Here is a 26,446-nt window from a genome sequence, read left to right on the forward strand (position 1 = left end):
ACAACTGGACCGGGACGCGCAGGCGTGGAGGGGCCCGGTTCGCGGTGATCGGCTGGCGATCGGGCGCGAAGTGACAGGTGTGGGGCGTCACGGGTCCTGCCCGGCGGCGGAGACGGCAGCGTCATCGGGCGACGCGCTCCGGCCCCCCGTCCGTCCTGGCCGGCGTGAGCCGGTAGACCGAGAAGACGAAGTCGGGGCAGACCATCTGGCACGCGGTGCAGCCGGTGCAGCCCGGCGTCAGCTCCGGAAACCGGTAGCCCATCTCGTTGACCTCGTCGGACATCACCAGCACCTCGGGCGGGCAGGCGATGACGCACAGCTCGCAGCCCTTGCAGCTCTCGACGTCGATGACCAGGGTGCCCCGGCTGCTCCTCGTCGCGTTCTCCGGTGCCGTCACTGGCGTACTCCTCCGGTCGTGGCCCGCACGATGCCGAGCAGTCGGTCCCGGTCCCCGGTGGCGGGCGGCGCGGCCTCCGCCGCGAAGACGCCGCGTCGTTGCAGCGCCCGCACCGCGTTCTCGGCCGTCATCAACACGTGGTCGAGGCTCGCCTCGGCGGCGGCCTCGGGATCGCCGGCCGTCAGCGCCGCGTGTTCGCGGCGCAACGCGGCCCGTTCCTCGTCCATCGCGTCCTCGATCGAGAACCTGGCCGCGACCGGCACCAGGCCGCTGAAGGTACGCAGCAGTGCCCTCAGGTGCGGCCCGGCGGCGGCGAGGTTGACCACCTTGCGGAACTCCCGGGCCAGCCGCTCGAACTCGTCCACCTGGTCGCAGCCGCCCAGCGCCTCGATGAGCTTGTCGAGCGTCTCGCGCAGCCCGGCGTCGCCGGACGTGGCGGCCCGGCTGCTGGTCAGCGCGCTCAGCATGCCGTACAGCTCGAACGCCTCGCGGACCGTGCCCGCGTCGAAGGCGGAGACGAACGCGCCCCGGTAGTGCGGCATGCTGACCAGGCCGTCGCGCTCCAACTGCATCAGCCCCTCCCGGACCGGGACCCGGCTGACGTCGAGGGTGGTGGCGATGCTGTCGAGGTCGATCCGGTCACCGCTGCGCAGCGTGCCGTCGAAGAGCAGCCCGAGAATGTGTCCGGCGACGGCCTCGCCCGCCTTCGCCCGCACCAGTGGTGTCACGTGACCAACTCCCCGAGTGGATAGCTCTGCTCCAGCGAGCCGCCAAGATATCCGGGACCCTCGCCGGCCGGCACGAACCATCCCGTGGGGCACATGGTGAGGATCTCCACGAGGCTGAACCCGGCGCCGGAGAGCTGCGTCTCGAAGGCGCGGCGCAGCATCCGTTTCGTCTGGGCCACCCCGCCGGCGGTGGATACCGCGCCCCGGGCGACGTAGGCGCTGCCCTGCAGCCCCGCGACCAGGTCGGCCACCGGGATGGGGTAGCCGTGCGCCGCCGCGTCCCGACCGGCCAGGCTGGTCTTGGTCCGCTGGCCGAGCACGGTGGTCGCGGTGAGCTGGCCGCCGGTGTCGCCGAAGACGCCGTTGTTGAGCATGACGCAGGTGATCTTCTCGCCCCGGGCGGCGGCGTGCAGGACCTCCTGGAGCCCCTCGTTGGCCATGTCGCCGTCGCCCTGCATGGTGAACACGGCGCACTCCGGCCGGACGCGCTTGATCCCGGTGGCGCAGGAGGGCGCCCGGCCGTGCAGGCACTGGAGCACGTCGACGTCCATGATCCGTACGAAGCTGCCGTAGCAGCCGTGCCCCACCACCCCGATGGTCCGCTGCACGATGTCCAGTTCCTGGAGGACCTCCAGCAGCAGCCGCAGCGCGACCGGCTCGCCGCAGCCCGGGCAGAGCGAGTGCTCGCCGAGGAGCAGGGACGGCCGTGGGTCGGCCACCTTGCGGGCGGGCACCGAGGGCGGGCCCGACGTGTCGATGACGATCTGTTCCCGGGTCATGCGGGGGCACCTCCGGTGAGTGCGGCGAGGATCCGGTCCCGGATGGCCGGCGCGTCCATCAGGTCGCCGTAGGCGAGGCCGGATTCGGCGATGCTGACCCCGCCGATGAACCGGACGGCCGAGCGGTCGGCGGCGTGGATGCGGACGTCGTCTAGCATCTGCCCGGCGTTGAGTTCGAACACGAGCACCCGGCGTGTCCCGGTGGTGGCGGCGGCCAGCGCGTCCCCGGGGAACGGCCACAGGGTCACCGGCCGGAACCAGCCGATCCGGTGGCCCTCGGCGCGCAGCTGCTCGACCACGTACTCGACGAAGAGCGCCGCGGTGCCGAAGGCCACCACCACCGTCTCGGCGTCCTCGACGTGTGCCTGCTCGTACCGGGCCTCGGTGGCGGCGATGGCGTCGAACTTGTCGGCCACCGCCCGCCAGTGCCGGTCCGGGCCGGGGCCCGGGTCGGTCGCCTTGCCCATCGCCCAGGTCCAGACCTGGCGGGACTTGCCGGTGCCGCCGCCCGTGCCGTCGAGCACCCAGTCCCGCTCCGGCAGCGGCCCGTGGTCCTGGGGGGCGACGGTGACCGAGACCCGGGTCTGGGCGATCAGGGGGTCGCCGTACAGGATCACCGGGGCGCGGTACAGCTCGGCGAGGTGGAAGCTCAGTTGGGTGTGCGCGACCGCCTCGGTGACGTCCTTCGGCGCGAGGGTGATCGTGCGGTAGTCGCCCCAGCCGCCGCCGCGGGTGCACTGGAAGTAGTCCTGCTGGTTGCGGGCCATGTTGAAGACGACGAACGGGGTCTGGTTGAGCGCCGCCTCGGCGACCGTCTCCTGCATCAGGGCGATCCCCTGGCCGCAGGAGCCCGTGGCGGCCCGGGCGCCGGCCGCCGCCGCGCCGAGGACCATGTTGACCCCTTCGATCTCGCTCTCGGCGTTGACGCACACCCCACCGGCCGCCGGCAGCTCGCGCGACATGCTCTCGAGCAGGCCGGTGAACGGCGACATCGGGTAGCCGGCGAAGAAGCGGCAGCCGGCGGTGATCGCCGCCGCCGCGATGGCCGCGCTGCCCTCCAGCAACTGCCGGGTCACGACGTCACCCCCACCGGGGTGCCGGCCAGCGCTGCGGCGCCGGCGGCGAGCGCCCGGGCGTTGGCCGGGGCGTGCTGCCGGCGGTACGGCGGCAGCAGCTCGGTCATCGCCTCGACCAGCGCCTCGGGGTCGACCGCCCCGGCGACCGCGTTGTACGCCCCGAGCAGCACGAACCCGATCGCCTGCGGCGCGTCGACGGACTTCGCCACGGCGCTGGCGTCCACCGCGTACACAGTCATGTCGGGCAGGCTCGCCGGGTCGACGAGTGGCACGTTCACCACCGCCGGCCCGCCGGGGCGCAGCCGCGCCAGTGCCGGCTCGCTGAACCGGTGGTGGACGACGATGGCCGACCAGGCGGCGGCGAGCACCGGCAGGCTCCGCAGCGGCGCGTCGCCGATCACCACGCCGGCCCGGGAGGGGCCGCCGCGCATCTCGCCGCCGTAGTCGGCGGTCAGCATGGCGTACCGCCCTTCGCGGGTGGCGGCGAGGGCGAGGGTCTTGGCGAGTAGCTGGATGCCCTGGCCGCCGACGCCGGTGACCACGAGTTCACGCTCCATGCGGTCCTCCCCAGCTGAGTCCTTGACCTTGTTTGGATATTAGATACAAAATTCAATCGGCTAGGCAAGGGCCGTCCCGACCCCGCCCGTCGGAAGGAGCACGATGCGCGCCGCCGTCCTGCACGGCTTCGGCGACCTCCGGGTCGACGAGGTGCCCGATCCGGAGGTCGGCCCCGGTGAGGTGCTGATCGATGTCGCGTGCGTGCAGCCGAGCGTCACCGAGTGCATGCTGATCGCCGGTGAGCCGATCGCCCTGCACCGGCGGCTGGCCGGGGCGCTGGCGGGCGGCCCGGTCCGCTTCGGTGGGCACGAGTTCTGCGGCGTGGTCGGCGCGGTCGGCGCCGGGGTGCGGCGCTACCGGCCGGGTGACCGGGTCACCGCCGTCGAGACGCTTACCTGCGGGCGCTGCGCCGCCTGCCGGCACGACCGCGCCGACGCCTGCGTCCGGCCCGAGTTCCTGGGCTTCACCCGCCCGGGGGCGCTGGCCGAGCGGGTGGTCGTGCCCGAGAGCGCCGTGGTGCCCGTCCCCGCCGGGGTGAGCGCCACCGCGGGCGCGGCGATCCAGCCGCTCGCCGGGGCGCTGCACGCCCACGCCCTGGCCGCCGTCGCGCCGGGCGAGAGCGTCCTGGTCCTCGGCGCCGGCGTGATGGGCCTGCTCGCCGTCCAGGTCGCCCGCCGGGGCAACGCCGGCCTCGTCGCGGTCAGCGGGCGCAGCCCGGCCAAGCTCGCCCTCGCACGGCGGTTCGGCGCCGACCTCGTCATCGACGCGACCCCGGACGGCACCGAGGGGGACCATCCGGTGCTGACGGCGATCCTGGCGGCGACCGGGGGCGTCGGCGCGGACGTGGTCGTCGAGACCGCCGGCGGGTCACCGGGGCACGGCCTGGCCGGCGTGGACACCATGGAACTGGCCGCCCGCTGCGCCCGCCGGGGTGGCCGGGTGGTCGGCGTCTCGGTGCTGCCCGACGGCGTGCCGGCGCCCCTCGGCCTGCTCCGTGAGCGGGCGGTCTCCCTGCTGCATCCCCGTTCCGGCGCCGGCGGATACTCCCCCTCCGGCAGCGTCTTCACCCAGGCCCTGCGCCTGGTCGCCCGCTCCGACGTCGACGTGGAGTCCCTGGTGACGCATCAACTGACCGGCATCGAGTCGATCCCAGAGGCGGTGCGGATGACCCGGGACAAGACGACGTACGGCGCGATCAACCCCGCCCAGGTCCGGCTCGGCATCGACTGGGGGCAGCCGTGAGCCTGCTGATCGGCGAGATCGTCCGGCTGACCGCCCGGATGACACCGACCGCCCTGGCGGCGACCCTGTGCGGCCGACGGATCACCTTCGGCGAGCTGGACCGGCAGGCGAACCGCACGGCGAACGCCCTCGCCGGGCTGGGGGTACGGCCCGGCGACCGGGTGGCCTGGTCGGCGGCGCCGACCCTGCGTACCCTCGACGGCTTCGTCGCCTGCGCCCGCCTCGGGGCGGTCTTCGTACCGCTCAATCCGGGCCTCTCCCCCGTCGAGACCGCGACCGTGCTCGACTACCTGGAGCCCCGCCTCCTGGTCAGCGACCGGCCGGACGCGCCGGCGGGTCCACCGCTGGCCGGCCTCGGCGGGGCGCCGGGCGCCGGTGCCGACCTCGACGCGCTCACCGCCCGGGCGGCGGCCACCGCGCCGGCGGGCGCCGAGCGGCTGGCCGACACCGACCCGCACATCATCTACCTCACCAGCGGCAGCACCGGCCAGCCGAAGGGCGCGCTGGTCAGCCACCGGGCCAGCTGGCTGCGCGCCGCGCCGGGCGGTGGCACCTTCACCGCCACGATCCGCGGCCCGGGCGGCGTGTTGTGCAGCTTCCCGCTCTACCACTACGGCGGCTGGCACTACGTGCTGGAGGCGTGGCAGAACCGGACGGCCGTGCACCTGGTGCCCCGGGCCGACGCGGCCCGGCTGATCGACGTGGTCCGCACCGAACGGCCGGCCGCGCTCTACTGCATTCCGGCGGTGTGGGAACGGCTGCTCGACGGCGAGCACCGGCGGGCCGACCTCACCTCGCTGCGGCACGCCGACACCGGCACCTCGGCCCTGCCGGCCGATCTGGTCGCGCGGATCAAGGAGCGGCTGCCCGGCACCACCACGACCATCCTGTACGGCTCCACCGAGGCCGGTCGGATGAGCGCCCTGCCCGACGCGGACCTGGCCCGCAAGCCGGGCAGCGTCGGCCGGCCGGCCTTCCCGGGCGCCCTCTGGGTCGCCGCCGAGGGCGTCGGACAGGTCGGCGAGGTGCTGGTCACGGGCCCGGCGCTGATGTCGGGCTACCACCGGCTGCCCGCCGAGACGGCGGCCGCCCTGCCGGACGGCGCCTACCGCTCGGGCGACCTGGGCCGCCTGGACGAGGAGGGCTACCTGCACCTCACCGGCCGGGTCCGGGAGGTGATCCGGACCGGGGGCGAGTCGGTCTCGCCGGTCGAGGTGGAGGCCGCGCTGCGGGGTCTGGCCGGCGTCGTCGACGTGGCCGTGGTCGGCCTGCCCGACGACCGCTGGGGCGAGGTCGTCTGCGCGGTCCTGGTGCTGGCGCCCGGCGCGGCCCCGCCGGACGTCAGCGCGGTACGCGGACACGTGTCCGGTCGGCTGGCCGGCTTCAAGCAGCCGCGCCGGGTGGTCCTCCTGCCCGCCATCCCGCGCACCCCCGCCACCGGTCAGGTGCAGCGGTCGCGCATCCGGGAGTCGCTGCGGGGCACCTCGTGACGGCGGGCGAGGTCAACCGGCGCGGAGCCGGGCGCGGAGCTCCGCCTTGGCGATCTTGCCGCCGGAGCCGCGCGGAAGGTCGTCGACGATCTCCAGCCGCTCCGGCCAGTTCTCCTTGCTGACACCCCGGTCGGCGAGGTGCGCGCGCAGCCCGTCCAGGTCGAGCGTGGCACCGGGACGCGGGACCACGACCGCGCACACCCGCTCGCCGTACGTCGGGTCGGGCACCGCCACCGCCGCCACCATGGCGACCGCCGGGTGCGAGCCGACCTGGTCCTCCACCGCCGCCGCGCTGACGTTCTTGCCGCCCCGGATGATGAAGTCCTGCTTCCGGTCGACCACCCGCAGGTAGCCGTCCGCGTCGCTGGTGCAGATGTCCCCGGTCAGCATCCACCCGTCGGGGGTGAAGAGGCGTTCGTTGGCCGCCGGGTCGGCGAAGTAGCCGAGGCAGGTCGCCGGCCCGGCGCAGGCCGCCTGGCCGGGGCCGCCGGCGGCGGTGACGTCGGTGCCGTCCTCGGCGAAGAGCCGGACGTTCATCTCGTCGATCACCCGGCCCGCCGTCCGCAGCCGCGCGTCGATGTCGTCGTCCATCGTGGTACGCGACAGCGCCCCGGTCTCGTTCGAACCGAAGAACTGGAGCACGCGGGCACCGGTACGGCGCTCGAACTCGGCGGCCCGCTCGAAGGGCACCGCCTCGCCGCCGGTGAACATGCACCGCAACGAGCTGAGGTCGTAGCGGCCCGGGACGGCGTTCAGCATCATGATGAACTGCGTGCTCACGCAGCAGAGCACGGTCACCCGTTCCCGCTCGATGAGCTCCAGCGCCCCGGTCGCGTCGAACCGGGGCATCACCACCGTCGGCGCGCCGAGCAGGGTGGGCGTGAAGTTGGCCGTCCACTGGGCGAAGCCGTACGGGGCGGGGATCAGGGTGAGGAAGACGTCGTCACCGGTGAGCGCGCCGGCCTCGACGGCGAGCTGGTGGTAGTACATCCACCGGTTCTGGTTGTGCACCACGCACTTGGGCATGCCCGTGGTGCCGGACGTGCCGTTGAGCAGGTGGATGTCGCCGAGGCCCAGGGTCCGCTCGGCGATCAGCGCCCGCTCGGCGTCGGTCGGGCCGGGCCAGCCCGCCTCCGTCACCGTCGCCGGCAGCTCCAGCCGGACCCGCAGCGGCAGGCCCTCGACCAGCCCGGCGACCGGCGTGCCCCGGTGCTCGGCATGGCTGATCAGCGCGGTGGCGCCGCTGGTGGTGAGCAGGTGCCGGACCTCCAGCCGGCCGGCGCGCGGCCCGACGGCGACCACCACCACTCCCGCCTTCAGCGCGGCCAGGTAGGCCACGTGCACCGCGACGCCGTCCGGGAGCAGCACGCCGACCCGCTCACCTCGGGCGAGACCGTGCCGCAGCAGCACCGCGGCGAGCCGGTCGGAAAGGTCGTCGAGGCCCTGCCAGGTGACCCGGTCGGCCCCCGCGGCGAAGGCCGCCCGCCCGCCGATCAGGCCGGCGTGCCGGCGTACCCGGTCGACCAGGGTGTCGTCGCCCCACCGACCCACCTCGGCCAGCCGCTGCGCGACGTAGCGCTCGTGCGCGCTGCCGGCGGCCGGGGCCGTTCCGGGTGGGAAGAGAGCCGCGACCTCGTTCACCTGCATCATCACCCCTACCAAACAAGCGCTTGTTTATGGCATTCTGTGGCCGTACGACAAGACGTGTCAAGGAGGCGGGATGCAGATCTGGCGAACCCCGGAGACGGTCGATCTACTGACCGCCGCCGTCGGGCCCGGCGACCGGATCCACCGGTCGTTCGAGGTCGGCGCCGGCATGCTCACCGACCACGTGCCCGGTTCGCCACCGGTGCTGTCCACCCCCGCCCTGATCGGGCTCCTGGAGAACACCGCCGCCGACATCCTGCGCCCCCGCCTCGTTCCCGGCGCCTCCTCCGTGGGCACCTGGATCGGGGTGCACCACCGTGCCCCGGCGCTGGGCGGCGCCCGGGTCGACGTGGTGGCGACCGTCGCCACCGTGGCCGGCCGGTGGATCACCTTCGACGTGACCGCCTCCGTCGCCGGCCGCGTCATCGGGGACGGCCAGGTCACCCAGACCCTGATCCGGGCCACGGCGGCCTGAGGAGCCATCCGGCCCCCGCCGGCCGGGGGCCGGGGCCCTCCCCTCGGCTGGCGGGGACGGTCAGAGCAGGGCCCGCAGGGCCGCCTTGTCGACCTTGCCACCGACGCCCAACGGAAGAGCGGGCAGGTCGACCAGCCGCTCCGGCCAGTTGACCTTGGACACGCCCGTCGCGTCGAGGTGGACCCGCAGCTCGTCGAGGGTCAACTCGCCGCCGTCGCGGGTCACCACGAAGGCGCAGACCCGCTCCCCCAGCACCTCGTCCGGCATGCCGAGCGCCGCGACCTGGGCCACGCGGGGATGCCCGCCGACGGCCTCCTCCACCACCGGGGCGCTGACGTTGTGCCCGCCACGGATGATGAAGTCCGCCGTGCGCCCGGTGATCGTCAGGTACCCGTCCTCGTCCAGCCGTCCCAGGTCACCGGTGCGCAACCAGCCGTCGGGGCGGAACAGCAGCCGGTTGGCCTGCTCGTCACGGAAGTACCCGGGGGCGCAGCCGGGACCGTTCACCGCCACCTGCCCCGGGCCCTCCGGCATGTCCTCCCCGTCCGGGCCGAGCAGGCGTAGCCGCATGGCCGGCACCGGCCGCCCCGCCGTGCCCAACCGCGCCGGGCGGGGGTCGGCCACCCGGGTCACCGAGATCGGCCCGGCCTCGTTGGACCCGTAGAACTGGAGCACGGCGCAGCCCGTGCGCTCCTCGAACTCCATCGCCCGGTGCGGCGGCACCCGCTCGCCACCGGTGAAGAGGACCCGCAGCGAGGAGAGGTCCCGCCGGGCGAACGACTCGTGGTTCAGCAACATGATGAACTGGCTGGTCACCGCCGCCAGAACGGTCACCCGGTGGCGCTCGATCAGGTCCAGCGTCCCGGCCGGGTCGAACTCGGCGGCCAGGACGGTGGGGAACCGGTACCGCGCCGGCACGACGTGCGCGCTCCAGAGACCGAAGCCGTACGGGGCGGGCAGCGCGCTGAGCACCACCTCGTCCGGGCCGAAGGCACCGGCGTCGGCGGCCAGCGCTGCGAAGTACTTGCGCACGTTCATGGTCGCCCGCACGCACTTGGGTCGCCCGGTGGTGCCCGAGGTGGAGTTGAGGAAGAACAGGTCGTCCGGGCCGAGGCCACGACCGTCCAGCAGGTCGACGGCGGCGGGCACCGACGGCATCGGCAGGTCGGCGCCGTCGCGGCGCAGCACCGGCTGCCCGCCGACCAGGTCCAGTTCCAGGTGTGCGGGCGCGCCGGTGGCGCGGGCGATCTCCGGACCGGGCCGGCCCCGGTGCGCGGCCCGGCTGACCAGCGCGGCGGCCTCGGTGTGCCGCAGCAGGTGGCTGATCTCGGCGTCGCCGGCCCGGGGCCCGAGCCCCAGCGTGACCAGACCCGCCCGCTGCGCGGCCAGGTACGCGACGTGCGTGAGCGCGCCCCCGGTGAGCAGGACGGCCAGCGGTCGCTCCGGCGGCAGGCCGGCGAGCACGTACGCGCCGGCCAGCCGGGTCGCCGCCGCGTCGTACTCCCGCCAGGTCAGCGTCCCCTCGGGAGCGTGGAAGGCCACGGCGTCCGGTGCGGCGGCGGCGTTGCGGGCCACCAGGTCGGCGATCGTGTCGGCGTCCCAGGAACCGTCACCGTGGTACCGCTCGATCGTCGCCGCGGAGAACTCAGACACCCGCCCCACCGTCCATTCGTAGCACCGCGCCGGTGGCGAAGCGCGCCTCCGGCGAACCGAGATAGGCGATCGCGCCCGCGATCTCCTCGGGTTGGGACACCGGCGGGTCGACCAGTGCCCGGCCGTGTGCCAGCAGCCTCGGGTCGGCCGCCGGCACCGGCGTCAGGTTCCGGGTCAGCCCGGTGTCGATCGAGCCGGGGCAGACGCAGGTGACCCTGATCCCCGCCGGGGCGTACTCGACGGCGAGCGCCCGGGTCAACGCGACCACCCCGCCCTTGGCCGCCGAGTACGCGGCGCTGTAGCGGTATCCCCGCACCCCCGCCAGCGACGAGACCGTGACCAGCGCGCCACGGGCCGCGCCCAGGTGCGGCAGCGCCGCCCGAGCGGTGAGGAAGGTGCCGGTCAGGTTGACCGCCAGCATCCGCTCCCACTCGGCGAGCGGAACGTCGGTGGTGTGGCCGAAGGAGGCCACTCCCGCGGCGGTCACCACCAGGTCCAGGCCGCCGCCCCACGCGACCGTCCGGTCCACCGCCTCGCCCACCGCCGCCTCGTCGCGGACGTCCCCGGCGAGCGCCAGGCCGGCCGGGCCGAGACCCGCGTCGTCGGCGCGCAGGTCCAGGCAGGCCACCCGGGCGCCCTCGGCCGCCAGCCGGCGCGCGGTCGCCCGGCCCAGCCCGGCGGCGGCGCCCGTGACCAGCGCGACCCTGTCCTCGTACCGGCCCCTCATCGGTCCGCCGCACCACCGTCGGCCGGCGCCGGGGACCGCCTCCTCGTCGGCCGGGGCCGGTGGGGTCGCGTCCACGGTCATGTCATCCGCTCGTCAGCCATTGCCGCCTTCTCGCCGCCGGTCGCCCGGCCATCCGCGGTCGGCCCACCCGCGTCGGCTGGATCAGCACGACTCGATGTTCAGGGCCGCATGCGCAAAATTTACCAAGCGCTTGGTTGGTTGCGCTACCCTCGATCCGGAGCGACCCGACCCGCCGATGCCGCCGGTACACTCTCGGGGGCCGTCCGGCGGGAAGCCCTTCCGACGTCCAACGACCAAGACCCTGTTCCGTCGAGTCTGTCTGCGAGAAAACATGGCGCGAGAGCCTGGAGTCCGGCGCGAGGCGATCCTCGGCAGCGCCGCCGCCCTGTTCGCGAGCAAGGGGGTGGCGGCGACCACGGTCCGGCAGATCGCCGACGACGTCGGCATCCTCTCCGGCAGCCTCTACCACCACTTCGACTCCAAGGAGTCGATGGTCGACGAGATCGTCTCGTCCTTCCTCCGGGACCTCCAGCACCGCTACGCGCAGGTCCTGGCACAGGAGACAGACGCCCGCCAGCGCCTGCACGACCTGATCGTGGCCTCGCTGGAGGTCGTCGAGGCACACCCGCACGCGACGGAGATCTACCAGAACGACGTCAACTACCTGTTGCAGTTCGACCGGTTCGACTATCTCCGCAACGCCGGCCGGGAGGTGCAGAACGCCTGGCTGACCGTCATCGAGGCCGGCCTCGCCGAGGGCACCTTCCGCGCCGACGTCGACCCGAAGATCCTCTATCGACTGATGCGGGACGCCGTGTGGTTGTCCGCACGCTGGTTCAAGCCCAGCGCCGACCACCCCACCTCCCGCCTCGCCGAGGAATGCACCTCGCTCTTCCTGGACGGCCTGACCAACCGCGCCAGGAACTGACCGACCGGGCACGGCGCCTAACGGTGCAGGCCGAGGTCGCCGGCGAACGCGTCGGCCACCGCGGCGACCGTCCACCGCGACATCCGCACGCTGGCGGCCTGCCGGGGTGGCGCCACCAGCGACAATTCGTCGCCGTCGATCCGGACGACCTGACCGGAGACGCCGGCCGCCGCGTCCGAGAGCAGGTGGATGACGGCCGGCGCGTTGCTGGCCGGAGACTTGCCGACGTTCTGCCCCCGGGCCCGGGCGCCCAGGTGGCGCTCGAAGGCGTCCGCCATCCGGGTGTGCGCGTTGGGCGAGACCGCGTTGACGCGCACCCCGGTGCCGGCCAGGTCCGCCGCCCAGCACCAGGTCAGCGAGGCGACTCCGCCCTTGCTCGCACCGTACGCGGCGAGCGCGGCCGTACCGGCCTGCGCGCCGGAGGTCACGTTCACCACCGAACCGGAACCCTGCGCCAGCATCGCCCGGATCGCGTGCAGTCCGCAGTAGGCGGTGCCGAGCAGGTTCACCTCCACCACCCGGCGGAACTCGTCGGGGTCCTGCTCGCGCGGGTCCGCGAGCCGGAACAGCCCGGCGTTGTTGACCAGCCCGTCCACCCGCCCGTACGCCCGGCGGCACACGTCGATCAGGTGGCCGGCCCCGGCCCAGGTGGCGATGTCCGAGTCGTCGGCCAGCGCCCCGATCGAGCCGGCGACCGCCGAGGCGGCCGCCGCGTCGACGTCGTTGACCACGACCGAGGCGCCCTCGGCGGCGGCCAGCCTGGCGTACGCCTCGCCCAGCCCCCGACCGGCGCCGGTCACGACGACCGCCTTGCCGGCCAGCACGCCGGGCATCAGGAGAGCCGCTCGATGATCAGCGCCATGCCCTGACCGCCCGCGGTGCACATGGTCACCAGGCCGAACTGCCGGTCCCGGAACCGCAGCGCGTTGACCAGGGTGGTGGTCATCCGGGCCCCGGTCATGCCGAACGGGTGGCCGAGCGCGATCGCTCCACCGTGGACGTTGAGCCGGTCGGGGTCGATCCCGAGCATCCGGTAGCTCGGGATCACCTGGGCCGCGAACGCCTCGTTCATCTCCACCAGGTCGATGTCGCCGATGGCGAGCCCGGCGTGGGCCAGCGCGCGTCGGCTGGCCTGCACGGGACCGAGGCCCATGATCTCCGGGCTGAGCGCGGAGACCCCGCTGGAGACCACCCGCGCCAACGGGGTCAGGCCGAGCTCGCGGGCGCGTACGTCGCTGAGCACCACCAGGGCGGCGGCGCCGTCGTTCAGCGGGCAGCAGTTGGCGGCGGTGACGGTGCCGTCGGAACGGAAGACCGGCTTCAGGGCGGCGACCTTCTCCAGGGTGACCCCGGCGCGCGGGCCGTCGTCGCGGTCGACCACGGTGCCGTCGGGCAGGGTGACCGGCGTGATGTCGGCGGCGAAGAAACCGTCGGCGATCGCCCGCTCGGCCAGGTTCTGGCTGCGTACGGCGAACTCGTCCTGCTCCTGGCGGCTGACCCCGTAGTGCTGGGCCACGTTCTCGGCGGTGTGCCCCATGGCGATGTAGACGTCGGGCTCCAGCCCGGCGGAGCGCGGGTCGGACCACTGCCCGCCGTCCTCGGCCAGGGCGGCGGTCCGCTGCTCGGCGGCGGCGTAGCGGGGGTGGTGGGTGCCGGGCATGCCGTCGGCCTTCCCCCGGTCGTAGCGGGAGACCATCTCCACGCCGGCGGAGACGAAGGCGTGCCCCTCCCCCGCCCTGATCGCGTGCAGGGCCATCCTGGTGGTCTGCACCGACGACGCGCAGTAGCGCTGCACGACGGTGCCGGGCACCTCGTCCAGCCCCAGCCGCAGGGCGAGTATCCGGGCCAGGTTGTAGCCCTGCTCGCCGGCCGGCTGGGCGCAGCCCAGCAGGACGTCGTCCAGGGTCCGCGGATCCAGCGCGGGGACCTGCGCCAGGGCCGCCCTGGTGATCTCGGTGACGAGATCGTCGGCGCGCATCCCGACCAGTGAGCCCTTGCCGGCGCGACCGATCGGTGAACGGGCCGCGGCGACGATGACAGCTTCCGGCATCGGTTCTCCCTTACTGAGTGACCGTCCAGCCGCCGTCGACCGGCAGCAGGACGCCGTTGAGATAGCCGGCGAGCGGCGCGAGCAGGAAGAGCACCGCGTGGGCGACCTCCTCCGGCCGGCCCGGGCGCCCCATCGGGTTACGGGCGACGAGGTCACGGCCGAGGTCGGTGGCGGCGAAGCCGGCGGTACGGGGGGTGTCGATCAGTCCCGGCGCGACCGCGTTGGCCCGTACCGCCGGGGCGAGCCGGGTGGCCAGGTGCCGGGTGTAGCCGGCGATGCCGGCCTTTCCGGCGCAGTACCAGGCGGAATCGGTGCCGACCAGGTTCCCGGCGACCGAGGCGACGTTGACGACCGCCGCTCCGGCGCCGGGGCGGCCGGCGAGCCACGCGTCGGTGACCGTCCGCACGCTGCCCACGGTGAGCGCGAGCGCCCGGTCGAAGTCGAGGTCGACGCTGCTCGCCGGGCCGGCGTTGTTGACCAGGTAACGGGCGGGGCCGCTGGCGGCGATCGCCGCCCGCACCGCTGAGGGATCGGCCACGTCGACGGTCAGCGCGAGGGCGTCGCCACCAGCGGCGACGATCTCGTCCACCGTTGCGGCGACCGCCCGGTCCTGGACGTCCCACGCGGCCACCCGCAGACCGGCGGCGGCGGCCAGCAACGCGGTCGCCCGGCCGATCCCGCTACCGGCGCCGGTGACGACGACCGTCTCGCCGGCCGGAAACGCGAAATCCATGAAGCGAACCTAGCAAGCGCTTGGTTGAATGGCAACGGTCCATCCGCCCCTGCCGCCGCCTCCGTCCCGGCGTTCCGTACGGCCGTCACTCTCCCAGGATCTCGCGGCGATACCTGTCGATCGTCGTGGCGAGCAGTTCCGGGTCCCGTGGGTCGGCCCGGATGACCACCCGCGCCACGCCCAGCTCACGCAGGGCGTCCGCCTCCGCCCGGGTCTCCGGACCCCGTACGGTCACCGCGACCTCGGCCGGATCCCGGCCGAGCGCCGCGCACTCGGCGCGGAGCCGGTCCAGCAGCCGGGCCAGGGCCGGCACGTCCACGCCGAGGGGATAGAAGTCGGTGGCGAAGCGGGCGGCGCGGCGCACCGCCGCGGCGCTGTGCCCGCCGACCATGACGGGGACCCCGCCCGGCCGGGTGGGCCGTGGCGCGCTGTGCACCGCGTCGAAGCGCACGGCAGAGCCGTGGTGGCTGGCCGGCGCGCCGGTCCAGAGGGCGCGCAGCACGTCGAGGTACTCGTCGGCGAGCCGGCCCCGCCCGGCGAACGGCACCCCGACCGCGTCGTACTCCTCGCGGAGCCAGCCCACGCCGACCCCGGCTATCAACCGGCCGCCGCTGAGCACATCCAGCGTGGCCAGCCGTTTCGCCAGGCCGACGGGGTGGTGCAGCGGAAGGATCAGCATGGCCGTGCCGAGCACCAGCCGGCTGCTGTGCGCCGCCGCGAAGGTCAACCACTCCAGCGGGTCGGGGATGTCGTCGCCGGGACCCAGGCTCATCCGGCCGCTCGGGTCGTAGGGATAGTCGGACCGGTAGGCCTCCGGCACCACCAGGTGCTCCACCGCCCAGACCGACTCGCAGCCCAGCTGCTCCAGTTGCCGCACGAAGGCCGCGGTGACGCCGGGATCGGCTGCGCCGCGCCCACCCAGCACCGGCAGCACGCCGAGCTTGAACCCCATGCCGACAGCCCACCAATCCCTTGCTCGGCAGTGACCGGGCCCCGGCCAGCGACCGGGCCCGGTTCGTCACCGGCCAACTGCTCGCCGCCCACGGGCGGCCACCCGGCTGGCCGCCCGTGGGCGGCGCCCCGCCCGGCGAGAGTCAGCTCGCCGGGCGCAGCTCGCGCGGGCGCTGCACACCCATCGCGGCGCGGTACGCGTCGTCCAACGCGCGACCACCGCCCTCCTCACAGGCCACCACCTCGCCCCGGACGAGTACGTAGCCACGGTCGACGATCCGGCGCAGCACCCCCAGGGCCGGCTCGGCGAGCAACACCGCCACGCCCTCGGCGGCCAGCGCGGTCACCGTCCGGCCGAGCTCCTGCACGATCAGCGGAGCCAGCCCGGTCGTCATCTCGTCCAGCAGCAGCACCCGGGGCGAGCCCATCAGCGCCCGCGCCACCACCAACATCTGCTGCTCGCCGCCGGAGAGCACCCCGACCAGGCTGCGGCGGCGGGTCTGCAGGATCGGGAAGCGGTCCAGCGCGCCCTGCACGACGCTGCGCGGCAGGTGCAGCAGTTCCGCCATCACCTGGAGGTTGTCGACGACGTCGAGGTGCGGAAAGAGCTGCCGCCCCTGTGGGACGATCGCGATCCCCGCCCGGGCCCGGGCCGCCGGCCGCAGCCGGCTGACGTCGGTGCCGTCCAGCAGGACCTGACCGGTGGCGGGCACCGAGCCGTAGGCGGCGAGCAGCAGGCTGCTCTTGCCCGCGCCGTTCGGCCCGACCAGCGCGGTGATGGCGCCGCCCGGCACCGTCACCGTCGCGGCGGAGAGGGCGCTGGCGTGCCCGTACCGGACGCTCAGCCCCTCCACCCGCAACTCATGAGCGGACATCCTCCACCCTCCCCTGTCGTCGCACCTGGTTGCCGGCGACGGCCGCGTCGCCGTCCGCGCCGGTGCCATCCCCGTCCTCCGCACCGTCGTCGTCGGCGTCGTGCGCGCCGAAGTAGACCCGCTGCATCTCCGGGCTGGCCAGGCACTCCCCCGGAGCACCGTCGAAGGCGACCCGGCCACGGTCCAGCAGCAGCACCCGGTCGACCAGCCGGGCGACCAGGTCCACGTTGTGGTCGACCAGGATCACCGCGTGCCCCCGCCGCTGGACGGTCCGGATGACCTCGGCGATGCCGGCGACACCCTGTGCGTCCGACCCGGCGAAGGGCTCGTCGAGCAGCAGGACCACCGGATCCTGGCCCAGGGCCCGGCCGACCTCGACGAGCCGTTGCTCGCCCAACGTGAGGTCGCCCGCCATCCGGTCGAGCCCCTCGATGCCCAGTTCTCCCGCCAGTTGCCTGACGGCCTCCCGGTCGGCGGGGCGCTCCGGGCGCATTGCGCCGGCGAACGCGCCGACCAGCATCTGCCAGGGCGTGCCGTGCCGTCGCGCGTGCCGGCCGAGCAGCAGGTTGTCCCGCACGCTCAGGTGCAGCGCCAGCTGCGGGTACTGGAAGGTCCGCCCGAGGCCGACCCGGGCCCGCCGGGACGCCGGACCGGTGAGCTTGCGACCGCGCAGCAGCAGCTCGCCGGCGGTGGCCGCCTGCGCGCCCGAGATCAGGTCCACCAGGGTCGTCTTGCCGGCTCCGTTCGGCCCGACCAGGCCGAGAATCTCGCCCGGCCGCAGCTCGAAGGACACCTCCGCCAACGCGGTCACCCCGCCGTACCGCTTGGTCAGGCCGCGGCCGACCAGCAGCTCCGTCTCATCCACCGGTACGCCCCTTCCGTGGCAACGCGATCGCGCGCCGTCTCAGCTCGTCGGCGTAGCCGATCACGCCCTTCGGCGCGACCAGCATGATGACCAGCACGCCCAGCGCGAGCAGCAACGTACCGCTGGCCTGGACGGCCGGGAAGTTCAGCGTCAACTGGACGGCGAGCACGGCGCCCGCGACGGCGCCCCAGGGGGTGCCGGAGCCGCCGATCAGCGGCATGAAGATCGCCAGGAAGACGATGTTCAGCGTGAAGGTGTCGGGCGTGACGCTGCCGGCCGAGTAGGTGAACAGGCCGCCGCCGACCGCGGCGATCGCCGCGCCGAGCGCCAGCGCGACCAGGTTCATCATCGGTACGCGGACACCGGCAGCTTCCACCGCCCGGGGAGCGTCCCGCATCGTCCGCACGATCACGCCCCACGGCGACAGGCGCAGCCGGTCCAGCAGGAAGGCGACGACGCAGACCACCACCACCGAGCCGACCACCACCTGGTAGTGGCTCGGCGTCCAGCCGAAGAGGTGCAGCGGACGCAGGTTGCCCAGGCCGGCGGAGCCGCCGGTGATCCCCTCGCCGTCGATGAGGAACGCGGTGAACGCCATCCCGAAGAGCAGGGTCACCGCCGCGAGGAAGAACCCGGACAGCCGCCGGGTGGCGAGACCCAGCAGGACCGCGATGAGCGCCGCCACGATCGGGCCCGCGATCCAGGCCAGCAGGAGTGGCAGGTCGGTGCGGGTCGAGATCAGGCCGACGGCGTAACCGCCGATGCCGGCGTACGCGCTGTAGGCCATCGACAGCGAGCCCGCCATCAGGTACGGCACGTACATGCCGAGGGCGATCAGCGCGTACGTGACGCTGGCGGTGACGAGCGTCTGCCGGTAGCCGTCGGAACCCACCCAGGCCAGGATCAGCACGGCCGCGGCGACGCCGAGGGCGAGCCCGCCGATGCCGGGCACCTGACGGATGTCCCGGCGCCTCGGCGGGCCCTCGATGCGAGGTGTCGCCGTGGCGGTCATGCGCGCACCGTCCGGACGAAGAGTCCCTGGGGACGGAAGGCGAAGAAGAGCAGGGCGATCAGGAGCATTCCGTACACGTGGGACTGGCCCCCGAAGTAGTAGGGCAGGAAGACCTCGGCCAGGCCGAGCAGCATCCCGCCGAAGAGCGGCGCCCAGACCGAACCCGTGCCGCCGATCACGACGGCGAGGAAGCCGGACAGCGACCAGTGCAGTCCCGAGAGCGAGTGCACGCCGGCCTTGGGGGCGAAGAGCAGCCCGGCCAGCGCGGCGAGGAAGCCGGCCAGCAGGAAGGCGATCAGCCGGATCCGGTTGACCGGCAGGCCGAGCAGGGACGCCGCCTGTTTGCTGTCCCCGACCGCCCGCAACAGCCGGCCGGTCCGGGTCGATCTGATCCAGACCGCGACCAGGCCGAAGGCGAACAGCGTCACGCCGATCAGCAGGAACGAGCTGGGCTGGACCACGATCTCGCCGACCGTGACCGGTTCGAAGGTGGCCAGGTTCTGCCCCGGCAACGTCGGATGGCCGAAGAGGTAGCCGGCGAACTGCTGGATGGCGAAGAGCACGGCGGCCACGGCGACCAGGGCGGGAAGCTCACCGCCGCCGCTGCGCCGCTGCACCGGCCGGACGACGCCCAGCTCGGTGACGGCCGCGAGCAGCAGGGTGACCGCCACCGCTATGCCGGCGGCCGACCAGACACCGAGGTCGTACTCGATGACCAGCCAACTCGTGCAGAGGCCGCCCATCATCGCGTACGGGCCGATGGCGAAGTTGAAGAAACCGGCACCGACCTGGACAAGGTAGTAGGCCAGGGCCAGCATGCCGAAGAAACAGCCCATCTCCACCGCGGAGAGCCAGAGCTGGGGGTCTGTCATCGTCACTCCCTCGGAACGGCGGGAGGAGACCGGCCTCGACGGCCGGCCCCCTCCACCGGATCAACCGGAACAGGGCGGCTGGAAGGTGGACCAGGGGCCCTTCGGCTTGTTGTCGGCACCGAACTCGATCAGCGAGAGCCCGCACAGGCCGTCCGCGCCGAGATGCTTCGTCGCCGAGAACGACAGGGTGAAGTTCGGCTGTCCGAAGCTGGCCGAGTAGCCGGTGAGGCTCTGGATCGCGGTGTTCAGCTTCGCCGGGTCGTCCGGGCTGCCGGCCTTCTCGATGGCCAGCTTCAGCAACTGCACCGAGTCCCAGGCCTGCGCGTCGTACGCGGTGACCTCGTAGTCCTTGCCGTGCTTCTTCTTGAGCAGCTCGGTGAGCGCCTTGGTGCGGGGGTTCTCCTGGTTGATCGAGCCCATGAAGATCAGTCCCTCCAGCGCACCGGCGTTGGCCAGTTTCCAGGAGGAGGGCTGGTTGCCGATCGACGCCAGCGAGAACCGCGGCTTGCCGGTGAACTGCCGGGCCAGGGTGTTCTGGGCGAGCACCTCGAAGGCGCCGCCGACGCTCGTCACCAGGACGGCGTCCGGGTTGGCGTTCTTCAGCCGGGCCACCTGGGCGGAGAGGTCGGAGGCGTTGGCGGCGCCCTTCTCGGTGGCCACCACCGTGACGCAGCCGAGCCCGCCCAGCAGTGACTTGTTGAGCGCGGCGATGGTGGTGGTGTCGTCGGTCAACACGCCCAGCTTGCTGATGTTCGCCGCCTTGAACGCGCCGCAGTAGACGTCGGCCCAGTCGGCGGTGGTGTTGGCGAGCATGTAGATCAGCTCGTTGTTGGGCGGCTCGACCAGCGTGGCGGTGACGCCGGTCGGTGCGATCGCCGGCAGCCCGAGCTGGGTCAGCGTCGACTTGGCCTGCATGATCGCCGCGCTGCCGCTTTGCAGCAGCAGTGCCTTGGCACCCTGTCCGGCGAGCTTCTGCAGCACCGCGGGAACCTTGGTCGGATCGCTCTCGTCGTTCTCGACGACCAGACGTAGCGGACGGCCGAGGACCCCGCCCTTGTCGTTGACGTCCTGCACGGCCAGCCGGATCGTCTCGCCGGCGATCGTGCTGTAGGACGCGCCCGGACCGGTGCTGTCCTCGTCCATCCCGATGATGATGGGGGCCCCGGAGGCGGTCCCGTCGGTGGGCTTGTCGTTGCCGCCGCCTCCACCACAGCCGGTGACGGCCAGCAACAGGGCAACCAGGCCCGTCGCCAGACCGGTGGTGCCACTTCTTGATACGGCCACTTCTATCCCTGCCTTGCCGGTCGTCAGTGATAGGTAGTTGTGCGTCTCGCGTGCGAAGTCGGTCGGCCGGCCCGGACGGCCGACCGGTGGCTCCTCGCGCTCACGGGTTCCGGCCGGAATGAGGAAGCAGCCCCTCCCGATACCTAGCAAGCGCTTGGTTGTTTCCCATGATGGTGTGAGCCGGGAGCTGTGTCAAGCACCACAATGTGAGCTGCATGTTACGAATGAATCAAGAAGGACCTTCATCTTCGAAGTCGTCCGACTGCTGGGACGCGTCGCCGGCTTCGCAGCTCAGCCCCGGTCGCCGAGCGAGATCACCAGGCGCCCGCGCGCTGCGGGCCACTCCAGCGCCCACAAGATCGATTACACTCCGTCACCAGAGACGGATCAGGCGGACGCGGCAGAGGCGAGCGGTGTCACCTGCCGGGGCGGGTCATGCTGTTGACGGTGACGAGGATCCCGGGTCAGCGCCAGGCGGCGAGGACACGGTCGATGTCGGTCCGGATACGCTCCCGCGCCTCGCTGCGCGGCACGCCGGCCATCAGCAGCCGGTCGTACTCGGTGTCCTCGTGCCGGATCGAGGCGATCACCGCGCGGGTCATCGCGTCCTCGTCCACCGCGCGGCCCGCGGCGGAACGCCCGACCCGCCCGCTGCCCCGCAGGCCGGTGTGCCCGGCGATGGTCTCGGCCCGGGACGCCGGACAACGCGGGAAGAGCCGGCGGATCTCCTCGGCCATCCGCGCCATCAACGCCACGTCCTGGTCAGCCCGCCGCTGCCGGTCCCGCTCACGGCGACGCGACCGCGCGGCCTCGTCGCCCAGGCACTGCTGCTCGGCGCTGTCCAGCCCTGCCGGTTCCACCAACAGCCCCAACCGGTCGTACCGCCTGCGCGGCCGGTTGAACCGCAACACCACGGCGGACAGCGTGCTGGACTTCTTGGCCCGTCGGGTCAGCGCCGCGTCCCCGGCCGGCAGGAAGACCAGATGGTCCAGGTCGGCGCAGGTCAGGCAGAGGGTCCGCCCGTCCTCGGGGACGAGCAGGTCGCCGGTGTCGCCGCAGTCGGCACACGTCCAGTCGGTGAGCGCCGAGTGCACCACCAGATCCGGCGGGGCGCTCTGCCGCTGCACCAGCCGCTCCCGGGCGGACTCGGAGAGCGCGGCCGATGTCCAGTGCGTCCGGTAGACCCGCTCGACCTCCGGATCACCGCTGGCGGTGAAGCGGAGCGGGCGCCGATCGCGGGTCGCGCCGACATAGTCGATCTCGCCCGGGTCCAGCCCCTCTCCCCTGGCCCAACGGCAGAGGATCTCCAGCGCCTCCAGCAGCCGCGACGGCGGCACCGCCGCACCCCGCTCCAACTCCGGGAGGCGGCCCTGACGCCACCGGTCGACCACATCGCCTGGCAGCCAACCGAGCGCGCCGAGCAGGGCCAGCGGCGAGACATGCCGATGGCGGGCCAGAGCGTCCTGTGCGGCGGCGACGACCCGCCGCTCCAGCTTCGAGCCGGCCGGCCGCCCGTCAGGCCAGGTCGGGGTGGTAGCCACGATTCGCGAGGATAGCCAACCGGCGGGATCGGTGCCCCGACGCCGGTACGCGGCCAGAAAGCCGCCGGATGGCGGGCGGGATGCCCGGCCATCCGGCGGTTGGTGCCTACTTCGCGCTATCGGTCAGAGGCCACGGCACTGCCCGGTGACGACTCCGGACACCGTGTTGGGCACGCCGCCGTTGGCCGGTGGCGGCTCGTTACCGCTGCACTTCAGCGGCCCGACGACGGTGTTGCCGGAGACCAGCGGTGCTGCCGAGGTCTTGTTACCGGTCAGCGACACCAGGCCGGTCACGTGGTTACCGGTCAGCGACAGCGGGCCGGTCCCGCCGTTGAGGGTGACCGCGCCGACGACGGTCGTGTCGGACAGCTGCACGCCGGCCGCGCGTCCGGCGAAGATCGCCCCGACGATGTTCGCACCGTCGGTGTGCAGGCTGGCCCCCGGCGCCACGGTCACCCTGCCGGCGACGGACGACCCGTGGGCGAGACAGGTCAGCCCGGCCGACGCGGTCAGCGGGCCCGGGTGCACTCCGGTGACGGTACGGGCACACGTCTGGTCGGTGACCGTGACCTTGACCGGTACGCCCAGCAGCGGGCTGTCCGGGTCGTTGCCCGCGACGCAGAGATGCGCCTCGTGCGTCCCGGACGTCAGCCCGGTGGAGTCGACCAGGACGGTGACCTTGCTACTGCCACCCGCCGGGGTCCTGCCCTTCGACGTGGCCACCCGCAACCACGGTACGTCGGCCGCCTCGTCACACGGTTGGGACCGCGCGACCTCGCTGATCATCCGGGCGCCGTTGGTGGCGAGCGGGGTCTCGACGAGCGCCGACCCGCGATCGATCTCGTGCACCCCGCCACCGTTGGTGGTCAGGATGTTCCCGTTACCCAGCGGGTGCACCCCACGGTTGCTGAGCGCCCCGGTGTACCGGTTGACCTGTGCGCCGTTCGGGTCGATCTCCCAGACGCCCTGCGGGCTGGAGAAGGCCGCCACGAGGAGGTTGCCGTTCTCCTGCCGGTGCATCTGCTGCGGGAAGTTGATCGTGTCTTCCCAGACCGACAGCGGCTGACCGGAATGGTCGTACCGGTGGATGTTGCCGCCGCTGGCGGAGACCAGCAGGTCGTTCTCCCGGAAGGTGAGGTACCACGGGCCGGAGATCCCACCGGCCCCGGACGCGATGAAGTCACGCAGGTAGTTGCCCTTGGCGTCGAACTCCACCACCTTGTTGCCGTTGCCGGAGGCCACCAGCAGGGTGCCCCGGGGCGAGAGCGTCATGCCCCGGACGTTGCCCATGATGCCCGGATTCGGTCCACCGACCGGCGCGTGCACCCCCTGGTACTGCCCGTCGAGGTCGAACGAGTAGACGGCACCGGTGCTCTGGGACGAGACCAGGAAACCATCCTGCGCCTGGTTGAGGATGATGTGCGTGGTGGTCCCCAGGTCCACCTCGGTCTCCGGCGGGTAGGTGATGAACGCCGGTTCGAGGAGGTCACCGTCCTGCGGGTCGAAGGCCGCCACACCGGGCAGCGCGGTGTTGGGTACCAGCAGGACGCCGTTGCGCAGCAGCTCGCGTCGCTTCGGGTCGGTGGTCGCCAGCGCGGTCCGGTTCGCGACGACCGGGGCCTCGCCGATGGTCCACTCCAGCGGCGCGGTGCCGGTGTTCCCGATGGTCAGCTTCGTGCCGGTGACCGTTCCCGCCGGCTGGGTCACGGCCAGCTCCGGCGTGACCTCCATGGTCGGCAGGTCGGAGACGACGAGGGTCACCGTGACCGGGATGCTCGGCTTGGCCGGGTCGTTGCTCGCCACACAGAGCGTGGCTCGCAGCGTGCCCGGTGCCTTGCCGGTCGAGTCCACGGTGAACCGGAGCTGGGTCGAGCTGTTGGGGTTGAGCGTGCCGGACGTGGCGTCCGTCGACAGCCAGTCCACCTGGTCTGGGAGGACGCATCCGTCGCCGCCGGCCAGCTGCCACGTCAGCGGGCCGTTGCCGGTGCTCCGGATCGTGACGCCGCGGGTCGTGGACAGGCCCGGCTTCTGCGTCACCTCGATCGTCGTCGGGTCGACGGTGATTCCCGGAGCCACCGGGATCACCGCCACCGGGTAGTGCACCCCGGCGATGGCCGCGCCGTTGGCGTGGTGGCCGTCGGTGGTCACCCGCAGGTCGGCGAAGGTCCAGCTGCCACCGGAGCTGCCCGAGACGTTCAGGTCGACGGTCAGCTGCTGGCTCGCACCGGGAGCGAGGGTGAACGTCGCCGGGGTCACCGTCGCCGTCAGCCCCGCCGGTGCCGTCACCGACGCGGAGTAGGTGGCGGTGGTGTCGGCGACGTTGGTCACCGTACGGATCCACGAGCAGGACATGTTGCACTGCCGGTTCACCAGGTACGGCACGTTCAGCTCGCGCGGCACGCCGCCGGTGGCCGGGTTGGCCGCCAGCATGTCGGCGTACGACTCGTCCATCACCAGGCCGACCCGGCCGGCGGCGGCGAGGTCGAGGCGACCCGCCCCGGCGTCCAGCGGGTCCGCGGGGGCGCCGGATCCCTCGCGTACGCCCTCGGGGTCGGCGGTGCCGGCCAGCGCGGCGCGGATCTGCGCCGGGGACCAGTCCGGGTGCAGCGCGGCCAGCAGCGCTCCGGCGCCCGCCACGTGCGGCGAGGCCATCGACGTACCGCGGATGATGTTGTACTGGTCCGGGTCCCCGTCGACCTCACGGTAGGCCGCGAGGATGTTCACCCCGGGGGCGGCGAGGGTCGGGGCCAGCAGGTCGTAGTCGCTCGGGCCCCGGGAGCTGAACCACGCCACCAGGTCGGCACTGCCGGCGTCGCGGGCCAGTTCCGTGGCAGCGCCCAGGCGGGCGGTCACCGGCTCGGCGGTGGTGGTGACGAAGCTCTGCAGCGCCTCACCGTCGGCCTGGGTGACGCTGATCGCGGGGATCGTCGTCTTCTCCACGCCGGAGAGGAACAGCGGCGGACCGGGCTGCCGCTCGAACAGGACGGCCGCGACGGCACCGGCGTTGGCCGCATTGGTGATCTTGACGACCGACGTGCACGTGCCCAGCGGGATCAGCGCGATCGCCCCGGCGAGCGAGCCCGCCGGGAACGCGGAGCAGCCCGTGGCCGTACCCACCTCGCCGGAGTAGCGCAGCTCGGCGTCGATCGGGCTGGAGTTGCCCGGACCGAAGCCGGGCCAGCCGGTCAGCTTCGCCAACGCCGGCGGGACCGGCGTCGGGCCGACCACCGACAGGGACTTGGCCCAGGTACGGTCGGTGGTGGTCGCCGCGACCGAGGCGTTCCAAGGCGAGGTGTGCGCCACCGTACCGCCACCGGGCCCGCTGTTGCCGGCCGACGCCGACACGAAGATGCCGGCCCCGAACGCCTCCAGGAACGCCCGGCTCACCGAGTCGGTCCACGGCCGGTCCGCCCCGGAGATCGAGTAGTTGAGCACGTCGACACCGTCGGCCACGGCCTGGTTGATGCCGGCCAGGATGGACGAGACCGGGCAGCTCTCGATGCACACCCGGTACGCCACCACGTTGGCGCGCGGCGCGACACCCTGAACGGTCCGCACCGGCTGGTCCGGGCCGTACTTCAGGGTCACCTGGTGCCGGTTGCCGGCGGCGGTGGAGGCGGTGTGGCTGCCGTGGCCGTTGGTGTCCCGGGCCGAGTTGCCCGACACGAAGCTGTACGCGCCGACGAGCTTGTCGTTGCAGATCGGGTCGTGGTTCGGGTGTGCCGGGTCGCAGACACCCAGGTACCGGCCGTACGGGTTGGTGTGCGTGTAGCCCTCCCCGTCGGTGGCGGCGAAGGCCGGGTGGCCCGCGTTGATGCCACTGTCGAGGATGCCGACGACCGTACCCTCACCCCTGGTGGCCAGCTTCGGGCCGGTCTCGCCCGCCCAGACCGCGGGCGAGCCGATGATCTCGTGACTGGCGTCGCTGGTGAGCTCGTACACCTCCTCGGGCTCGACCGCGGCCACGCCCGCCACCTTCGCCAGTTTCGCGGCTTCCCCCGCGTCCGCCTTGATGACGATGGCGTTGAGTACGTTGCGGAAGGAGCTGCTCACCTTCACCTCGCGGCCCAGCCGCTTGCCGATGAGCTTGGCGACCTCCGACTGCCGGGCGGCGAGCCGGTCGGTGTAGGTGCGGGCCTCAGCCGACCTGGCGTTCGCCTTGCCTGACTTCGCCTGGTGCGCGGCCAGCGACGGTTCGTCGAGCCGCACGATCCACGAGCCTGTCTTCGAAGTGGACGGTGGGGCGGCGCTGGTAGGGTCAGCTACCGCCACCACGCTGACCGTTGCCGCCACCAGGGCGGCGACAGTGGCCGCCAGCCTGCGTCTGGGCATGGAGAATCCAGGGATCGCCAACGTTGCTCCTAGGGATGATGCCGGTGGCCCCCATGGCCGGCATTGATCGGCAACGCTACGGCAGGCCGTAGGGCAGGTCAACGAGGCAGTCAGGGTTGTCGATCGGCACCAGCAGGCCGGGCACGTCGCGCCGGGAGCCACCGCGTGGAGGACGACGTCCCGGCCGGCCCGTTCCGCGGTCCACCAGGC

Annotated in this window: 23 protein-coding genes; 4 read left to right on the forward strand and 19 right to left on the reverse strand. The window is 73.1% G+C overall.

The window, feature by feature from the left end; translation table 11 throughout:
- Window positions 1-121: 121 nt before the first annotated feature.
- Genes AC0OO9_RS03755 through AC0OO9_RS03775 form a run of 5 tightly spaced genes read right to left on the reverse strand, consistent with a single transcriptional unit; the run spans window position 122 to window position 3,537 of the window.
- The gene (locus AC0OO9_RS03755) at window positions 122-397 is read right to left on the reverse strand and encodes a 4Fe-4S dicluster domain-containing protein (RefSeq protein ID WP_484515601.1); all 276 of its coding nucleotides are present in this window, start codon (window positions 395-397) and stop codon (window positions 122-124) included.
- Window positions 394-1,125 carry a GntR family transcriptional regulator gene (locus AC0OO9_RS03760; RefSeq protein ID WP_484515603.1) on the reverse strand — a complete coding sequence of 244 codons (732 nt, stop codon included), beginning with the start codon at window positions 1,123-1,125 and terminating at the stop codon, window positions 394-396. Before AC0OO9_RS03760 ends, AC0OO9_RS03755 begins: the two co-directional genes overlap by 4 nt.
- Window positions 1,122-1,904, reverse strand: a complete 783-nt coding sequence (locus AC0OO9_RS03765; protein ID WP_484515605.1) for a thiamine pyrophosphate-dependent enzyme — start codon at window positions 1,902-1,904, stop codon at window positions 1,122-1,124. Before AC0OO9_RS03765 ends, AC0OO9_RS03760 begins: the two co-directional genes overlap by 4 nt.
- Window positions 1,901-2,980: a hypothetical protein gene (locus AC0OO9_RS03770; protein WP_484515607.1), complete on the reverse strand. Its 1,080-nt coding sequence runs from the start codon at window positions 2,978-2,980 to the stop codon at window positions 1,901-1,903. The genes AC0OO9_RS03765 and AC0OO9_RS03770 overlap by 4 nt, the downstream gene beginning before the upstream one ends.
- A complete protein-coding gene (locus AC0OO9_RS03775; RefSeq protein ID WP_484515609.1) occupies window positions 2,977-3,537 on the reverse strand; it encodes a 2-oxoacid:acceptor oxidoreductase family protein in 561 nt (186 codons plus the stop codon). Before AC0OO9_RS03775 ends, AC0OO9_RS03770 begins: the two co-directional genes overlap by 4 nt.
- 103 nt (window positions 3,538-3,640) lie before the next feature.
- On the opposite strand from AC0OO9_RS03775, the gene AC0OO9_RS03780 reads away from it, so the two are divergent.
- Together AC0OO9_RS03780 and AC0OO9_RS03785 are read left to right on the forward strand one after the other, a co-directional pair.
- On the forward strand, window positions 3,641-4,780 hold the full coding sequence (locus AC0OO9_RS03780) for a zinc-dependent alcohol dehydrogenase (RefSeq protein ID WP_484515611.1): 1,140 nt from the start codon (window positions 3,641-3,643) through the stop codon (window positions 4,778-4,780).
- Window positions 4,777-6,270: a class I adenylate-forming enzyme family protein gene (locus AC0OO9_RS03785; protein ID WP_484515612.1), complete on the forward strand. Its 1,494-nt coding sequence runs from the start codon at window positions 4,777-4,779 to the stop codon at window positions 6,268-6,270. Before AC0OO9_RS03780 ends, AC0OO9_RS03785 begins: the two co-directional genes overlap by 4 nt.
- A gap of 12 nt (window positions 6,271-6,282) precedes the next feature.
- On the opposite strand, the gene AC0OO9_RS03790 is transcribed toward AC0OO9_RS03785, so the two are convergent.
- Window positions 6,283-7,917, reverse strand: coding sequence for a class I adenylate-forming enzyme family protein (locus tag AC0OO9_RS03790; RefSeq protein ID WP_484515613.1), 1,635 nt, complete (start codon window positions 7,915-7,917; stop codon window positions 6,283-6,285).
- 73 nt (window positions 7,918-7,990) lie between these two features.
- Between AC0OO9_RS03790 and AC0OO9_RS03795 the strand changes: the two genes are divergently transcribed.
- Window positions 7,991-8,392: a thioesterase family protein gene (locus AC0OO9_RS03795; RefSeq protein ID WP_484515615.1), complete on the forward strand. Its 402-nt coding sequence runs from the start codon at window positions 7,991-7,993 to the stop codon at window positions 8,390-8,392.
- 60 nt (window positions 8,393-8,452) lie between these two features.
- Here the strand turns inward: AC0OO9_RS03795 and AC0OO9_RS03800 are convergent, their stop codons facing one another.
- Together AC0OO9_RS03800 and AC0OO9_RS03805 are read right to left on the reverse strand one after the other, a co-directional pair.
- Window positions 8,453-10,045 (reverse strand): class I adenylate-forming enzyme family protein, encoded by a 1,593-nt coding sequence (locus tag AC0OO9_RS03800; RefSeq protein WP_484515617.1) that lies wholly within the window; start codon window positions 10,043-10,045, stop codon window positions 8,453-8,455.
- Window positions 10,038-10,853: an SDR family NAD(P)-dependent oxidoreductase gene (locus AC0OO9_RS03805; protein ID WP_484515619.1), complete on the reverse strand. Its 816-nt coding sequence runs from the start codon at window positions 10,851-10,853 to the stop codon at window positions 10,038-10,040. The genes AC0OO9_RS03800 and AC0OO9_RS03805 overlap by 8 nt, the downstream gene beginning before the upstream one ends.
- Window positions 10,854-11,124: 271 nt before the next feature.
- Here AC0OO9_RS03805 and AC0OO9_RS03810 point away from each other — a divergent pair, with 271 nt between their 5' ends.
- Window positions 11,125-11,721 carry a TetR/AcrR family transcriptional regulator gene (locus tag AC0OO9_RS03810; protein WP_421451070.1) on the forward strand — a complete coding sequence of 199 codons (597 nt, stop codon included), beginning with the start codon at window positions 11,125-11,127 and terminating at the stop codon, window positions 11,719-11,721.
- A gap of 17 nt (window positions 11,722-11,738) precedes the next feature.
- On the opposite strand, the gene AC0OO9_RS03815 is transcribed toward AC0OO9_RS03810, so the two are convergent.
- From AC0OO9_RS03815 to AC0OO9_RS03865, 11 genes are all read right to left on the reverse strand, one after another.
- Window positions 11,739-12,554, reverse strand: coding sequence for an SDR family NAD(P)-dependent oxidoreductase (locus AC0OO9_RS03815; protein ID WP_484515621.1), 816 nt, complete (start codon window positions 12,552-12,554; stop codon window positions 11,739-11,741).
- Window positions 12,554-13,771: an acetyl-CoA C-acetyltransferase gene (locus AC0OO9_RS03820; RefSeq protein WP_484515623.1), complete on the reverse strand. Its 1,218-nt coding sequence runs from the start codon at window positions 13,769-13,771 to the stop codon at window positions 12,554-12,556. Before AC0OO9_RS03820 ends, AC0OO9_RS03815 begins: the two co-directional genes overlap by 1 nt.
- Before the next feature lie 10 nt (window positions 13,772-13,781).
- Window positions 13,782-14,504, reverse strand: coding sequence for an SDR family NAD(P)-dependent oxidoreductase (locus AC0OO9_RS03825; protein WP_484515625.1), 723 nt, complete (start codon window positions 14,502-14,504; stop codon window positions 13,782-13,784).
- A gap of 85 nt (window positions 14,505-14,589) precedes the next feature.
- Window positions 14,590-15,456 (reverse strand): TIGR03619 family F420-dependent LLM class oxidoreductase, encoded by an 867-nt coding sequence (locus AC0OO9_RS03830; protein WP_484515626.1) that lies wholly within the window; start codon window positions 15,454-15,456, stop codon window positions 14,590-14,592.
- 142 nt (window positions 15,457-15,598) lie between these two features.
- Entirely contained in the window at window positions 15,599-16,330 is a 732-nt protein-coding gene (locus AC0OO9_RS03835; protein WP_421451084.1) for an ABC transporter ATP-binding protein, read from the reverse strand.
- Complete coding sequence (locus AC0OO9_RS03840) at window positions 16,317-17,195, reverse strand: ABC transporter ATP-binding protein (RefSeq protein WP_484515628.1); 879 nt, start codon at window positions 17,193-17,195, stop codon at window positions 16,317-16,319. The genes AC0OO9_RS03835 and AC0OO9_RS03840 overlap by 14 nt, the downstream gene beginning before the upstream one ends.
- Window positions 17,188-18,207, reverse strand: a complete 1,020-nt coding sequence (locus AC0OO9_RS03845) for a branched-chain amino acid ABC transporter permease (RefSeq protein WP_484515630.1) — start codon at window positions 18,205-18,207, stop codon at window positions 17,188-17,190. Before AC0OO9_RS03845 ends, AC0OO9_RS03840 begins: the two co-directional genes overlap by 8 nt.
- Window positions 18,204-19,079, reverse strand: coding sequence for a branched-chain amino acid ABC transporter permease (locus AC0OO9_RS03850; protein WP_421451089.1), 876 nt, complete (start codon window positions 19,077-19,079; stop codon window positions 18,204-18,206). The genes AC0OO9_RS03845 and AC0OO9_RS03850 overlap by 4 nt, the downstream gene beginning before the upstream one ends.
- Window positions 19,080-19,139: 60 nt before the next feature.
- Window positions 19,140-20,363 (reverse strand): ABC transporter substrate-binding protein, encoded by a 1,224-nt coding sequence (locus tag AC0OO9_RS03855; RefSeq protein ID WP_484515631.1) that lies wholly within the window; start codon window positions 20,361-20,363, stop codon window positions 19,140-19,142.
- Between the two features lie 464 nt (window positions 20,364-20,827).
- A complete protein-coding gene (locus AC0OO9_RS03860; RefSeq protein WP_484515633.1) occupies window positions 20,828-21,904 on the reverse strand; it encodes a DUF2293 domain-containing protein in 1,077 nt (358 codons plus the stop codon).
- Between the two features lie 123 nt (window positions 21,905-22,027).
- On the reverse strand, window positions 22,028-26,113 hold the full coding sequence (locus tag AC0OO9_RS03865; protein WP_484515635.1) for a S8 family serine peptidase: 4,086 nt from the start codon (window positions 26,111-26,113) through the stop codon (window positions 22,028-22,030).
- Between the last annotated feature and the right edge of the window lie 333 nt (window positions 26,114-26,446).

This window comes from Micromonospora sp. USAFONa4 (genome assembly GCF_057197825.1).